At 43.5% G+C, this 14,662-nt stretch carries 11 protein-coding genes; 7 read left to right on the forward strand and 4 right to left on the reverse strand.

The features are described 5' to 3' along the window. Positions 1 to 1,003 precede the first annotated feature (1,003 nt). The 4 genes from accC to acuI all read right to left on the reverse strand — a co-directional run bounded on the left by accC (position 1,004) and on the right by acuI (position 4,501). Positions 1,004 to 2,353, reverse strand: coding sequence for an acetyl-CoA carboxylase biotin carboxylase subunit (accC, locus tag PTE_RS00095; RefSeq protein WP_036842093.1), 1,350 nt, complete (start codon positions 2,351 to 2,353; stop codon positions 1,004 to 1,006). A gap of 12 nt (positions 2,354 to 2,365) precedes the next feature. Next, positions 2,366 to 2,833, reverse strand: coding sequence for an acetyl-CoA carboxylase biotin carboxyl carrier protein (gene accB, locus PTE_RS00100; protein WP_036842094.1), 468 nt, complete (start codon positions 2,831 to 2,833; stop codon positions 2,366 to 2,368). 29 nt (positions 2,834 to 2,862) lie between these two features. Beyond that, a complete protein-coding gene (aroQ, locus tag PTE_RS00105; RefSeq protein ID WP_036842095.1) occupies positions 2,863 to 3,315 on the reverse strand; it encodes a type II 3-dehydroquinate dehydratase in 453 nt (150 codons plus the stop codon). A 208-nt stretch (positions 3,316 to 3,523) separates the two neighbouring features. Beyond that, positions 3,524 to 4,501 carry an acrylyl-CoA reductase (NADPH) gene (gene acuI / locus PTE_RS00110; RefSeq protein WP_036842096.1) on the reverse strand — a complete coding sequence of 326 codons (978 nt, stop codon included), beginning with the start codon at positions 4,499 to 4,501 and terminating at the stop codon, positions 3,524 to 3,526. Positions 4,502 to 5,140: 639 nt separating this feature from the next. Here acuI and mreB point away from each other — a divergent pair. From mreB to nit1, 7 genes are all read left to right on the forward strand, one after another. Next, complete coding sequence (gene mreB / locus PTE_RS00115; protein ID WP_036842097.1) at positions 5,141 to 6,184, forward strand: rod shape-determining protein MreB; 1,044 nt, start codon at positions 5,141 to 5,143, stop codon at positions 6,182 to 6,184. Positions 6,185 to 6,294: 110 nt separating this feature from the next. Then, on the forward strand, positions 6,295 to 7,329 hold the full coding sequence (mreC, locus tag PTE_RS00120) for a rod shape-determining protein MreC (protein WP_036843409.1): 1,035 nt from the start codon (positions 6,295 to 6,297) through the stop codon (positions 7,327 to 7,329). Further along, positions 7,329 to 7,817 (forward strand): rod shape-determining protein MreD, encoded by a 489-nt coding sequence (gene mreD, locus PTE_RS00125; RefSeq protein ID WP_036842098.1) that lies wholly within the window; start codon positions 7,329 to 7,331, stop codon positions 7,815 to 7,817. The genes mreC and mreD overlap by 1 nt, the downstream gene beginning before the upstream one ends. An 89-nt stretch (positions 7,818 to 7,906) precedes the next feature. Next, positions 7,907 to 8,494, forward strand: a complete 588-nt coding sequence (locus PTE_RS00130) for a Maf family protein (RefSeq protein ID WP_036842100.1) — start codon at positions 7,907 to 7,909, stop codon at positions 8,492 to 8,494. Then, positions 8,491 to 9,960 carry a ribonuclease G gene (gene rng / locus PTE_RS00135; protein ID WP_036842101.1) on the forward strand — a complete coding sequence of 490 codons (1,470 nt, stop codon included), beginning with the start codon at positions 8,491 to 8,493 and terminating at the stop codon, positions 9,958 to 9,960. The genes PTE_RS00130 and rng overlap by 4 nt, the downstream gene beginning before the upstream one ends. A 47-nt stretch (positions 9,961 to 10,007) precedes the next feature. Then, complete coding sequence (yhdP, locus tag PTE_RS00140; RefSeq protein ID WP_036842102.1) at positions 10,008 to 13,814, forward strand: AsmA2 domain-containing protein YhdP; 3,807 nt, start codon at positions 10,008 to 10,010, stop codon at positions 13,812 to 13,814. After that, on the forward strand, positions 13,811 to 14,662 hold the full coding sequence (gene nit1, locus PTE_RS00145) for a deaminated glutathione amidase (RefSeq protein ID WP_036842103.1): 852 nt from the start codon (positions 13,811 to 13,813) through the stop codon (positions 14,660 to 14,662). The genes yhdP and nit1 overlap by 4 nt, the downstream gene beginning before the upstream one ends.

Consider the following 14,662-nt stretch of genomic DNA (forward strand, 5'->3'; position numbering starts at 1 on the left):
CGCGAGTAAAACGATTCTCATTTAATAAATGGTTTTCACTGAGAATTTTTTTAAATCTAATGGTTTTTCCCATTTTTTAATCCATAGTTAACTTTACCATTTTAATTAAACTGACACTGAGTTTTTTCGTTTTCCCTTTTTCTGTGCTTAATTTTCTATATTTAAAACCAGAGAAGGTAACAGGTATGCGAATGATATTAAGATTAATACCTGTTTTTTTAATTATTTTTAACGCGACTAAATAAACTTTTTTATTCTCTTTTCGTTGCTAATCTATTTAACCAAAAGGTTTATCGGTTTTCTTTAATGATTGTCTCTGATTTTCCGTAAACTTCTTGTAGTCATACAAAATATTTTATTTGAATAAATTTGTTTAGTACGGTTAATCCTGTTAAATATTTTGATATAACCTCATACCTTATTATTGGATTAATACTGTTGTTCTGTCATTTAAAACCCGTTTTTACTGGTGTTTTCTCTTCCAATGTTAATAATCGCATCGAGTTTTTTACCCGCTTTAAAAGATCCTTAATCACTTATTTTTATCTTTATTGATTAAAGTTTTCACCTGTTTTTTCATGATACGCTTGCCCTTTTTCCCAGATTTTAAAACCATGCGGACAGATAAAAAACGGTTTTTCTTAACGGCTATTTAATCACTTTCAGATAAGGCATATTTAATCTTACGTGAATGAATGAAAGTTTCTATAATCCTTTGTTTTTAAATGGCACGAAAAAGGATAATCCATATGATTTAACCTGAGCGAGTTGAATTCTGTGGAGTCAATAAAAAGCAATAAACCGCAAGGTTAAAGAAAGTTAAAAACAGTGTTAAAATCCATCCGGTAATAATAAAATGCGATGAAAAGGCGTTTAATGCCCATGCAAACTGCCAGTATAAATTTTTTCGTTTTATTATTGATGAAAACCCGGCGCTAAAAACCAGCAATTTAAGGAGCGTTTAAACGCTCCTTAAAGATATGTTGATGTTATTAAACCAGTTTTAAGTTTCCTGTAATCCTAGTTTTTTCTCCAGATAGTGAATATTGGTGCCACCATTCTGGAAGTTTTCATCATTCATAATCGTCTGCTGAAGCTCGATATTCGTCTTGATGCCATCAATGATCAGTTCTGCCAAGGCATTTTTCATGCGGGCAATGGCGTTATCACGATTTTCACCGTAAGTAATCAGCTTACCAATCATGGAATCATAGTAAGGTGGTACGGTATAGCCGGCATAAATATGCGATTCCCAACGTACGCCAAATCCACCCGCTGAGTGGAAACGGGTAATTTTACCTGGGCTTGGCAGGAAAGTGCGTGGATCTTCGGCGTTGATACGACACTCAATGGCGTGACCACGAACAACAACGTCTTTCTGTTTGATTGAAAGTGGCATACCGGCGGCAATCCGCAATTGCTCTTTAATCAGGTCAACACCGGTAATCATTTCTGTCACTGGATGCTCGACCTGAATACGGGTGTTCATCTCAATGAAATAGAATTCGCCGTTTTCATACAGGAATTCGAAAGTACCGGCGCCGCGATAGCCAATTTCAATACATGCGTTGGAGCAGCGTTCACCAATGCTGCGACGCATTTCTGGCGTGATGCCTGGTGCAGGAGCTTCTTCAACCACTTTCTGGTGACGGCGTTGCATAGAGCAATCACGTTCAGCCAAATAAATGGCTTGACCCTGACCATCGGCCAGTACCTGGATTTCAATATGACGCGGGTTTTCAAGGAATTTTTCCATGTAAACCATATCGTTGTTGAAAGCAGCTTTTGCTTCCGCACGGGTCATATTGATTGATTGTTCCAGATCTTTATCACTGCGGACAACGCGCATACCGCGACCGCCACCGCCACCGGATGCTTTAATGATCACTGGATAGCCGATGCGTTTAGCAATGGCTTTGTTTTTATCTGTGTCATCAGATAACGGACCATCAGAGCCAGGTACACAAGGAACGCCGGCTTTTTTCATCGCACTGATAGCGGAAACCTTATCACCCATCAGGCGGATGGTTTCTGCTTTTGGGCCGATAAAAATAAAGCCGGAACGTTCAACTTGTTCAGCAAAATCTGCGTTTTCAGACAGAAAACCGTAACCGGGATGAACGGCTACTGCACCGGTGATTTCTGCCGCAGAAATAATCGCTGGGATATTCAGATAGCTTTTTGCAGAAGCTGCCGGGCCAATACAGATAGTTTCGTCTGCCAACAGCACGTGTTTTAAGTCACGATCCGCAGATGAATGTACCGCAACAGTTTTTATCCCTAGCTCTTTACAAGCTCGCAGGATACGCAGGGCGATTTCACCACGGTTAGCAATTACAATTTTATCAAGCATGGGAACGCCTCGTTATTCGATGACGACCAATGGCTCGTCAAATTCAACGGCTTGACCGTTTTCCATAAGAATTGCTTTAACTACACCCGCTTTGTCAGCTTCAATCTGGTTCATCATTTTCATGGCTTCAACGATGCAGAGGGTATCACCCACATTGACACGGTCGCCGATGTTGATAAATGGTTTCGCATCCGGGCTAGGCGTACGATAGAAGGTACCTACCATTGGGGAACGAACAACGTGACCATCGATTGCAGCCGATCTGTCGCTGATCGTTTCTGGCAGAGAGCGGGAAAGCGCAACAGCGTCGGCTAACGCAGGTTGTTGTGCTTGAACGGGAATATATTGTTGAGCTGCCGGAAAACTCTGGGGGGCTGCGCGGCTGATGCGCACTGACTCTTCCCCTTCAGAAATTTCCAGTTCAGAAATGCCAGATTCTTCAACCAGCTCGATCAGTTTTTTTATCTTACGAATATCCATGAGTGTGATTCCGTACTCTTCTGTTTCATTTAGTTGACTTTTGACAAGCGGTTTACCGCTGCCTGTAATGCAAAGCTATAGCCATCTACCCCTAAACCGCAGATTACACCAACAGCAAGATCTGAAAGATATGAGTGATGACGAAATGGCTCGCGCGCGTGAACATTGGAGAGGTGGATCTCAATAAATGGGATCTTTACCGTCAACAGTGCATCACGCAGTGCCACGCTGGTATGCGTGAATGCAGCAGGGTTAATTAAAATAAAATCAGTATTACCCTGTGCAGAGTGAATTCTATTTATCAGCTCAAACTCTGCGTTGGATTGCAGGTGACTGAATTTAACCCCTGATTGATGGGCTTCTTCAGACAATTTGCTGACGATATCGTCGAGCGTTAAGTTGCCATAGATATCAGGCTCCCTGGTTCCTAACATATTCAGGTTAGGGCCGTTAAGGAGCAAAATGTGAAATTTGTCTGCCATTGTGCTGGTATCTCCGGCAATTTGTCAACAATTGCCCAACATAATCCTATATTAACGATTTGTCATCTTTTTAAAACAGCCACAAGTTCATTTCGGCGATAAAGCCCGACATTATAATGATATCGTAGCATTTAGCAGCTAAATACTGGTCTTATCAGAGAAAATGTCAAGAATAAAGCCACCGTACTTTAGAGGTTAGTCACAATTCTTAACGAACTCTTACCAATGTACGTCCTGTAACCTGGTTAGCTATCAATTTATTTGCGTATTCCACGGCTTGGTCCAGTGTTATCTCAGTCGTTGCCTGTTGATAAAAAGAAGCAGGTAGCAGCTTTTGCAAGCGTTGCCACACATCAGATCGCTTGGTGGATGGAACTGTGACAGATTCTACGCCTTGCAAGCGTATGTTCCGTAAAATAAATGGCATGACTGTTGTTGGCAGATTTGCACTACCGGCGAGCCCACAGGCTGCAACGGTACCGTTATAGTGAGTTTGGGCCAGTATTGTAGCCAGTACATTACCGCCTACAGTATCAATTGCTCCAGCCCAAAGCTGCTTTTCCAATGGGCGGGGCGGTTGGCTAAATTCATTACGTGGCAGAACTTTTTTTGCCCCAAGGGATAACAAATATTCGTGATTTTCCTGTCTGCCGCTAACGGCAACAACAGAATAGCCAAGTTGTGAAAGAAGCGCTATCGCAGTACTTCCTACACCCCCGCTGGCACCGGTTACAATAACATCACCACTTTCTGGCTTAACGCCGCCTTGTTCCAGCGCGATAACACACAGCATCGCGGTAAAGCCGGCAGTACCAAGGATCATTGCCTGCCTGCCATTCAAACCGGTTGGTAAAGGTGTCAGCCATTCTCCTGAAACTCGGGCTTGTTCTGCCAGGCCACCCCAATGATTTTCTCCGACACCCCAGCCGGTTAACAGTACATGCTGACCGATATGAAAACGGGGATCTTCTGTACTGTGTACAATTCCAGAGAAATCAATACCCGGTATCATTGGGAATTGGCGGATAATTTTCCCTTTACCTGTGATGGCTAATGCGTCTTTATAATTTAGGGTTGACCAGTGAATATCGACGGTAACGTCTCCCACGGGAAGGTGAGCAGCATCAACTTCTTCTATGGACGTTGATAGTTGATTCTGTTGTTGCTTAAGTAGCAGAGCTTTCATTAGATGGTTCCGTTCTCTGTAAGTCATTTTGTTATTAAATAAGAATAGATAAAAATTGGCAGTTTACATAAAGAAGATAAGAAAAAATAAAGTGTTGATGGATTATAAAACAAAATCTGTTCGCATTTTTCCTGTGATATCAGTGTTAGGTTTCAGTATATGGCAAGCTATTTTAAAAAGTTCTGTTTTTTTATTATTTTTCAGCAGAATATACTGTATTTTGGTCGCAATTTATTACATCATTAACTTGTTCGCTATACAGACTGATACTTACAGTTAACTATCGGAAATAGTGAGCAGAAGAGTCGATCGTATGTGAACTTACATGGATAGCTACTGGTCAAAATAGAGATAAGTGGATCGGCTGTGACGGTAACGGTGGTGCTATAACGCTGAATTATGCAAAACGGGGTGGTTCCTGCACTTCGTTATGGAGCAATTGGTAAAATTAACCCATTTTTATGCAGTTTTTTTCTGCTCCGTTTGGAAAAAGTAACGTAGAATATTGCGTTGTTGATATGAATAACGTAGCCACTTTTTTATTGAAGCAGGTGCTTATGCGCCTTGTCCCTGCTTCATGTGGTTGGTAGAGTAGACGGGTTTTGTTCCGTCCCCAGCTTGCAGGATTATCCTTTCGCTATGTTTAAAAAATTTCGTGGCATGTTTTCCAACGACTTGTCTATTGACTTGGGTACCGCCAATACCCTTATTTATGTCAAAGGTCAGGGTATTGTATTGAATGAACCTTCTGTAGTCGCAATCCGTCAGGACCGTGCAGGCTCATCGAAAAGTGTTGCTGCCGTTGGGCAGGAAGCAAAGCAAATGCTGGGTCGTACACCGGGTAATATCGCGGCGATTCGTCCGATGAAAGATGGTGTGATTGCCGATTTTTATGTTACAGAGAAAATGCTGCAACACTTTATTAAACAAGTTCATAGCAACAGTTTTATGCGCCCAAGCCCGCGAGTTTTGGTTTGCGTGCCAGTCGGCGCAACTCAGGTTGAACGTCGGGCAATCCGTGAATCCGCGCTCAGTGCCGGAGCCCGCGAAGTGTTTTTGATTGAAGAGCCGATGGCGGCGGCTATCGGTGCTGGTCTGCCTGTTTCTGAAGCAACAGGTTCAATGGTTGTGGATATCGGCGGCGGTACTACAGAAGTCGCGGTTATCTCTCTGAATGGCGTTGTTTATTCATCATCTGTACGCATTGGTGGTGACCGTTTTGATGAGGCTATTATCAACTATGTCCGCCGTAATTATGGTTCGCTAATTGGTGAAGCGACTTCTGAACGAATTAAACATACTATCGGTTCAGCCTATCCTGGCGATGAAATGCTGGAGATTGAAGTTCGTGGTCGTAATTTGGCTGAAGGTGTACCGCGTGGTTTTACCCTTAACTCCAACGAAATTCTTGAAGCTTTGCAAGAGCCGTTAACGGGTATTGTCAGTGCTGTCATGGTCGCTCTTGAGCAGTGCCCGCCAGAATTGGCTTCCGATATTTCAGAACGTGGCATGATCCTGACCGGTGGTGGTGCACTACTGCGTAATCTGGATCGCTTACTGATAGAGGAAACCGGTATTCCGGTCATTGTTGCGGAAGATCCGTTGACATGTGTTGCCCGTGGTGGTGGAAAAGCGCTTGAAATGATCGACATGCATGGTGGTGAGCTCTTCAGCGAGGAGTGAGTATTAACTTGCAAGTGGGGGAGGAATGACGGGTAGATCAGACCTCCTTGCTATTGCTGTCTGGGAATTCCATTGTTTATGAAACAGCACAGTTTGGAATAGCGCAGCTTATGAAGCCAATTTTTAGCAGGGGGCCTTCCCTGCAATTACGACTTTTCTTTGCTGTTATTGTTGCCATTACTCTGGTTGTGGCAGACAGCCGCCTTGATGCTCTCAGTAAAGTCCGTAACTATATGGATACGGTGGTCAGCCCATTTTATTTTCTTGCTAATGGTCCGCGTCAAGTACTTGATGGTGTATCAGAAACGCTCGCCTCCCGTGAACAACTCCAATTGGAAAATCGCGCTTTACGCCAAGAATTATTGATTAAAAACAGTGAGATGTTGTTGTTAGGGCAACTTAAGCAGGAAAATTCCCGCTTGCGTGAACTGTTGGGATCACCTTTGCGTCAGGATGAACACATGATGGTGACACAGGTGATTTCCGGTAAGGCTAATCCTTATAGTGATCAGGTGGTTATTGATAAGGGATCAAGAGAAGGCGTTTATGAAGGGCAACCTGTTATCAGTGATAAAGGTATTGTTGGTCAGGTTGTTGCTGTTAGTCAGTTTACCAGCCGGGTATTACTGATTTGTGATACGACCCATGCTTTGCCAATCCAGGTTTTACGTAATGATATCAGGGCCATTGTTGCGGGTGCAGGCTGTGCTGATGATTTGCAATTTGAGTCATTACCAAGTAATACCGATATTCGGGTTGGGGATGTGCTGGTCACTTCTGGGTTAGGTGGCCGTTTCCCGGAGGGGTATCCGGTAGCTGTGGTATCGTCGGTTAAAGTCGATAATCAGCGGGCCTATACTGTGATTCAGGCTCGGCCAACCGCAGAATTACAGCGTTTGCGTTATTTGCTGTTATTGTGGGGGGCAGATAATAACCCATCCGAACCATTGCCTCCATCAGAAGTTTATCGTGTAGCTAATGAGCGTTTAATGCAGATGATGCCTCAGGTATTGCCACATGCAAATGAAATGGGGCCGCCAGCGCCGTCTTCTGTTTCTGATGAAATAACTCAAACGACAGGAAAAGTGAAAGTTTCTGAACCGGCAGTATCATCTGCTAAATTTATAAATGCGGGAAATCGTTAATGAATCAATACCGGAGTCATGGGCGTTGGATCATTTGGTTATCCTTCTTGATTGCGATGGTGCTGCAAATTATGCCGTGGCCGGAGCAAATTTATATGTACCGGCCTACCTGGTCAGCACTATTACTCATTTACTGGGTGATGGCATTACCTCACAGGGTCAGTGTTGGTACAGGCTTTGTTTTGGGGATGATCATAGACCTGATTCAGGGAGCAACACTGGGTGTTAATGCCTTAGCTTATAGTCTTGTTAGCTATTTGGTGTCATTTAAGTTTCAATTATTCCGTAATATGGCACTTTGGCAGCAGGCTTTGGTCGTCGTTGCTTTATCGGTGCTGATGGATCTCAGTGTTTTTTGGGCAGAGTTTTTGTTATCAAATGTTGCTTTTCATCCAGAAATATTCTGGAACAGTTTGGTCAACGGTATTCTTTGGCCGTGGTTATTCCTGTTAATGCGGAAAATCCGTCGTCAATTTAATGTACATTAGTGGTTGGATCGCGGTTTTTAATGTCCTGTTTATTACAAGAACGGTAAATAAAAAGCCCTAATGAGATAAGTAGTAAGGACAATATCATCATGAAAACCCTCTATCTGGCTTCCGGCTCACCAAGGCGGCGTGAGCTGGTTGAATTATTGGACTTTAAATTTGAAATTCTTTCTCCTCAGGTAAAGGAGCAATGGCAAGAGGGTGAAACTCCGCGTCAGTATGTCAGCCGATTAGCAAAAGATAAATCTCTGGCGGGGGTTGTTATTGCGCCAGAGGATTTTCCCGTGTTGGGAGCGGATACTATTGTTGTATTAAATGATAGGATTTTGGAAAAACCCCGCAGTGAACAACATGCTGTTGAAATGCTCAATGCACTTGCCGGGCAGTGTCATCAGGTACTTACCGCGATTGCTTTATCAGATAGTCAGAGTACTTTAAGTGATATAGTCGTTACAGACGTGACCTTTCGCCAATTATCCACGCAGGAAATTTTGGATTATGTAGCAACCGGTGAGCCAATGGATAAAGCGGGTGCTTATGGTATTCAGGGAAAAGCAGGTTGCTTTGTCAAAACGCTGAATGGGAGTTATCACTCAGTAGTTGGTCTGCCATTAGTGGAAACGTATGAATTAATCACAAAGTTTTTCGCGTTGGTTGATGGAAAGAGGAACACATGACAGCAGAGTTATTAGTCAATATAACACCATCAGAAACGCGCGTTGCCTATATTGATGGTGGGATTTTGCAGGAAATCCATGTCGAAAGGGAAGCCAAAAGGGGCATTGTCGGCAATATTTACAAAGGTCGTGTAAGCCGGGTGTTACCAGGGATGCAGGCGGCCTTTGTTGATATTGGGCTGGAAAAAGCGGCTTTTCTTCACGCCTCAGATATTGTGCCTCACACGGAGTGTATTGCCGGTGAAGAACAAAAGAACTTTCATGTCAGAGATATTGCTGAGTTGGTCCGCCAGGGGCAGGATTTGATGGTTCAGGTAGTGAAAGATCCGCTTGGCACTAAAGGTGCCCGGTTAACTACGGATATTACATTACCTTCCCGCTATCTGGTATTTATGCCCGGTGCTTCTCATGTTGGGGTTTCACAACGTATCGAAAGTGAAGAAGAGCGTAATCGCTTGAAAGATATTGTTGCTGAATATTGTGATGAGCATGGTGGTTTCATTATCAGGACGGCTGCCGAGGGAGTTGGCGACGAAGAGTTAGCTCAGGATGCAGCTTTCTTGAAACGATTGTGGAGTAAGGTGATAGAGCGTAAAAAGCGTAATATCACTAAAAATAAACTTTATGGTGAATTGGCTCTGGCTCATCGTATTTTGCGCGATTTCGCCGGAGCTGCTCTTGATCGTATTCGTGTGGATTCTCGTCTGATGTTTAACCAGTTACAGGAATTTATTAGTGAATATATTCCTAAAATGACAGCCAGATTGGAACTTTATAGTGGCAATCAACCTATTTTCGATCTGTTTGATGTAGAAAATGAGATCCAACGGGCGCTCGATCGTAAAGTCGAATTGAAATCAGGTGGTTATCTGATTATTGACCAAACAGAAGCGATGACCACAATTGATATTAATACTGGCGCATTTGTCGGGCATCGTAATTTGGAAGAGACTATCTTTAATACTAATATCGAAGCGACGCAGGCTATTGCCAGGCAATTAAGGCTGCGTAATTTGGGTGGTATTATCATTATTGATTTTATTGATATGAATAGTGAAGATCACCGCCGACGGGTATTGGCTTCTCTCGAACAGGCCTTGAGTAAAGATCGTGTTAAAACAACGATTAATGGTTTTTCACAACTCGGGCTGGTGGAAATGACGCGTAAGCGGACCCGTGAAAGTATTGAGCATATACTCTGCGACGATTGTCCTACCTGTAATGGAAGGGGAACCGTAAAATCTGTTGAAACGGTCTGTTATGAAATTATGCGTGAAATTGTGCGTGTTCACCGGGCAGTTGATGCAGATCGCTTCCTTATCTATGCCTCACCGGCGGTGGTTGAAGCGCTGAGAGGGGAAGAATCTCATGCGCTGGCAGAAGTGGAAATTTTTGTCGGTAAGCAGGTAAAAGTTCAGACAGAACAGCTCTACAGCCAGGAGCAGTTTGACGTAGTTATGATGTAATTGTCTGGTGTGCTGGTATAACAGCGCTGGCAACCAAGGAGATGCGTGTGAGGCGACTGCCGGGAGTATTATTAGCGACAGCCGCAATAGTCATTATTATTATGGCTTTGCTTGTCAGTGGGTTACGTTTTCTGCTGCCGCATATTAATGGCTATCGCCCGCAATTGCTCGCTACAGTTGAGTCAATTGCCGGTGTACCTGTTGATGTTGGATATATTGCTGGAAAATGGGAATCTTTTGGGCCTGTTCTTGAATTACGTGATATTAATGTGAAAACTGCCAGTGCAGATGTGAAGGCAAAAAAAATCACGGTGGCATTGGATATCTGGTTATCTTTGCTGAGAATGCGCTGGAATTTTCGCGATCTGACTTTTTATCAATTACAGGTGGATTACCATCAACCGTTGTTTGATGATCAACGCGGTAATATGTTTTCCCAATCAGATACGTTTTCTAATCTGTTTCTCGAACAATTTGATCATTTTAATCTACAAGATAGCCGCGTTACTTTTCTTACACCCTCCGGTGAACGGGCTGATCTGTTGTTACCACAATTAACCTGGCTGAATAAAAATAACTATCATCGTGCTCAAGGGGAAGTCAGCCTTTCTTCTATTAATAATCAGCATGGGAATGTACAGGTTAAATTTGATTTGCGTGACACTCATGGTGTATTGGATAACGGCACTATTTATTTGCAGGCAGATAATGTTGATATGCATCCGTGGTTGAGTCATTGGTTGCAGGATAATACTGGGCTGAAAGAGGCTGAATTTAGTTTGTCTAGCTGGATTACGCTCAAAGATGGGCGAATTGATGGTGGTCAACTGCAATTACGTCAGGGAGAAGCTAACTGGAAAGTTGCTGACAAATCCCACCGTCTTTCTGTCAGTGATCTGGTATTACGGATGCGCCGTCAGGATAATGGTTGGTTGTTTGATGCGCCTGAATTGGCAAGCCTGGCCACTGACGGTCAGCAATGGCCGTCAGGAAAGGCGTCTGTGCTCTATCTGCCGGAAGCTAAGAAGTATGATGGTAAAGATCACTGGCGTATCCGGGCGGAGAATATTCAACTTGAACGGTTGAGTAGCATTTTACCCACTTTCTCTTTTTTGACTCCTGATGTTGTCAGAGATTGGGAACGTCGCCAGCCGCAAGGATTAGTAAATCATCTCGCTCTCGATATAACACCAGAAATTGCAGATGATTTCCGAATGAGTATGCAATGGCAGGATGTGAGTTGGCAGCGCTGGCAGGGGTTACCTTCTATTGATAATTTCTCTGGTTCTCTCAACGGTAGCTTGCAGCAAGGCGAACTTAGCTTTGCATTGAAAGATAGCGTAGCTGATTATCGGGATGTGTTCCTGGCACCATTTGAGATATCTCAAAGTCATGGAGAAATATTCTGGCGGCAGGATAAGCGAGGTTTACAACTTTGGAGTCAGGGGTTGGATTTGCAGGCGAAATCATTGTGGGTCAGTGGTGATTTTCGTTATCAACAGCCAAAAGAGCAGCCTCCGGTGCTGAGTGTTCTGGCGGGAGTACGGGTTTATGATGCGGGTGATGCTTGGCGGTATTTTCCTGAGCCTTTGATGGGAACATCTCTGACTGATTATCTGACCGCTTCGATTATTAAAGGGCAAATAGAAAACGCAACTTTTGTTTTTCAAGGCAACCCAAAAGATTTCCCATTTGTAAAGAATGATGGTCAGTTTCAGGTTTTTGCCCCATTACGTCATGCCACTTTCCAGTATCAACCTGATTGGCCGGCGCTGCTGGATCTTAATATTGATCTCAATTTCCATAATAACGGTTTGTGGATGCTGGCTGCGCAAACTGCGCTTGGCAAAGTGAAAGCGAATAAGGTTTCAGCGGTAATTTCTGATTATAGTAGAAAGAAATTGTTAATCGACGCTAATATTCTGGGAGATGGTAAAGATATTCATGAATATTTTACCCGTAGCCCGTTAGCGGATTCTATTGGTGAAACGCTTAATACATTACAGATTGGTGGTCAGGTGGCGGGTAATTTGCATTTGCATATTCCACTCAGTGGCGGCAATGTGGATGCCAGTGGTGAGGTCACTTTAAAAGATAACCATTTGTTGATTAAGCCTCTGGGCAGTGAAATGAAAAATGTCAGTGGCCGGTTCCGCTTTGATAATGGTAATTTACAAAGTGACAAATTATCAGTGCAATGGTTTGGACAGCCTGTTACTGTTGATTTCGCTACCAAGAACTTATCAAAAAACTATCGGGTAGATGTTGGTCTGAATGCTCATTGGGCTGCTGCAAAATTACCTGAACTACCACCAGCAATTGCCAAAGCGCTTTCTGGTTCTGTTGACTGGGAAGGGAAAGTGGGTATTAGTTTACCGTTTCAGGGTAAGGCCCAATATGATGTGAAAATCGACGCTGACTTGTCACAAGTAGATAGCCATTTATCTGTCTTGAGAGCAGATGAACTGCGTAAACTGAAAGCGCTTCATATTCTGGCTGATGGTGATATGGATCAGTTGCGAGTAAAAGGGACGTTAGGTAAGCAGTATGCGTTTAATACTCAATGGCGTTTGGCAGAGAAAAATACTCAACTGTCACGGGGAATTTTACAAAGTAACAGTGATAAAATTCCTGACTTACCTGAAAAATCATTATTGGAATTGAATCTTCCGGCAATTGAGGGTGAAGAGTGGTTAGGGCTAATTGCGCCTCTGACTTCAAGTTCTTCATTTGCAGGAAGCGCAATGCTGTCACAGCATTTGCGTGTGTCACTTCCGTCACTGGATGTGGGGGGACAGCGTTGGAATCAGTTATCGTTAGATATAGAACAACAGCCCTGGGGAACGCAGATTAGTGCTAATAGTCAGGAAATTAACGGTAAGCTTAATATTCGTAATAGTGGTCCGTGGCAGCTGAATTTGAGCTATCTTTACTATAACCCTCTGCAATATAACCCTCAGCAACCTGAGTCAGATTTATCTAAGCAATCTCAAACAGGTACAACTCAGCGTTATTCGCTGAACCAATGGCCTTCATTAGATATTGTCTGTTCTGAGTGCTGGATTATGGGGGTGAAACTTGGGAAAGTGTCTGGTTCCCTGATACCAGAAGGTAATTCGCTGGTATTAAGAGATGGAATGGTGGACAACAGCGTCGGTAAACTCAATTTGGCTGGTCGTTGGCAAGAAAGTGCTGGGGAGAATAATACTCATATTATGGGGCAATTCTCCGGTGAAAAGTTTGATGAGATGGCATCTTACCTTGGTATTGTCGTGCCAATTGTGAAGTCACCGTTTAACTTCCGTTTTGATTTTAACTGGTTGGATACACCGTGGAAACCCGATTTACGGACACTGAATGGCAATTTTAAAAGCGATTTAGGTAGAGGTGCTATCGAGAAACTGGGAGGGGGAAGTGCCGGTCAGTTACTAAAATTGGTCAGTTTTGATGCTTTGTTGCGTAAATTGCAGCTCGATTTCAGTGATACTTTTAGCCAGGATTTTGAATTTGATTCAATCCGTGGTGATGTTTCAATAAAAAATGGGATACTCAAGACTAAAAATTTACGGATCGATGGACTGATTGCTGATGTGATAACGAAAGGAGAGATTGATCTTGTTCGCCAACAGATCAATATAGAAGCTATCGTCACGCCAGAAATTTCTGCTACTGTCGGTGTAGCAACGGCTTTTGTTATCAATCCGGTAGCAGGTGCCGCACTATTCGCGGCAACCAAGGTCTTGGGGCCGTTATGGAATAAAATATCGGTTATTCGTTACCGGATTACCGGTAATCTTGATCAACCAAAAATTGATGAAGTCCTGCGTCAACTTAAGGAGAATAGAGGAACATGAGAAACGTCAATGTTGCACTCTTGCAGTTATGTAGCGGTGAGAATATCAAACATAATTTGGCGCAAATTGAACAACAAATTAAACAGTTGCCGAATACTATCAAGCTTGTGATGACCCCGGAAAATGCCTTGTTGTTTGCTAATGCTGTCAGTTATCGTCATCATGCGGAACCGCAGGGAAAAGGGCCTTTACAGCAAGCCGTCAGTGAGATCGCACGTCGTTATGGTGTCTGGTTATTAATTGGTTCTATGCCGCTTATCAGCCGTGAAAATCCTGAACGGATCACCAGCAGCAGTCTGTTGTTTGATGATCAGGGTGAGATCCGCGCACGTTACGATAAAATCCATATGTTTGACGTCAATATTGATGATGAACATGGATCATATAATGAATCGTCTGTTTTCCAGCGTGGGGAACATATTACTGTCGTGGATACACCTGTTGGTCGTCTTGGTATGACCATATGCTATGATCTGCGTTTCCCTGGGTTGTTTCAGACATTGCGTGAGCAAGGCGCTGAGTTGATATCTGTTCCTGCGGCATTTACCCGTTTAACAGGAAAAGCACATTGGGAGCCATTGTTACGGGCCCGCGCTATTGAAAATCAGTGTATTCTGTTGGCACCCGCTCAGGTTGGTGTACATGGAACCCGTCAAACATGGGGCCACTCAATGGTCGTAGACGGCTGGGGGAAAGTGATTAAGAAAAATCCAGATGCAGTCAGTGCATTACAACTGAATGTCAGGGTGGATAGCCTGAAGATTATGCGTGAGCAGATGAAAGTGGTGAAACATAACCGCTTCCGGCCACAGTTGACTTCCCTGATTGAAAAGAATACAGCAAATTAA

It is taken from the genome of Photorhabdus khanii NC19 (assembly GCF_000517265.1).
GTDB lineage: Bacteria > Pseudomonadota > Gammaproteobacteria > Enterobacterales > Enterobacteriaceae > Photorhabdus > Photorhabdus khanii.

What these genes read in the sequence shown, in the direction of transcription:
- accC (WP_036842093.1), bottom strand. Translation starts at nt 2,353, where the DNA reads ATGCTTGATAAAATTGTAATTGCTAACCGTGGTGAAATCGCCCTGCGT.
- accB (WP_036842094.1), bottom strand. Translation starts at nt 2,833, where the DNA reads ATGGATATTCGTAAGATAAAAAAACTGATCGAGCTGGTTGAAGAATCT.
- aroQ (WP_036842095.1), bottom strand. Translation starts at nt 3,315, where the DNA reads ATGGCAGACAAATTTCACATTTTGCTCCTTAACGGCCCTAACCTGAAT.
- acuI (WP_036842096.1), bottom strand. Translation starts at nt 4,501, where the DNA reads ATGAAAGCTCTGCTACTTAAGCAACAACAGAATCAACTATCAACGTCC.
- mreB (WP_036842097.1), top strand. Translation starts at nt 5,141, where the DNA reads ATGTTTAAAAAATTTCGTGGCATGTTTTCCAACGACTTGTCTATTGAC.
- mreC (WP_036843409.1), top strand. Translation starts at nt 6,295, where the DNA reads ATGAAGCCAATTTTTAGCAGGGGGCCTTCCCTGCAATTACGACTTTTC.
- mreD (WP_036842098.1), top strand. Translation starts at nt 7,329, where the DNA reads ATGAATCAATACCGGAGTCATGGGCGTTGGATCATTTGGTTATCCTTC.
- PTE_RS00130 (WP_036842100.1), top strand. Translation starts at nt 7,907, where the DNA reads ATGAAAACCCTCTATCTGGCTTCCGGCTCACCAAGGCGGCGTGAGCTG.
- rng (WP_036842101.1), top strand. Translation starts at nt 8,491, where the DNA reads ATGACAGCAGAGTTATTAGTCAATATAACACCATCAGAAACGCGCGTT.
- nit1 (WP_036842103.1), top strand. Translation starts at nt 13,811, where the DNA reads ATGAGAAACGTCAATGTTGCACTCTTGCAGTTATGTAGCGGTGAGAAT.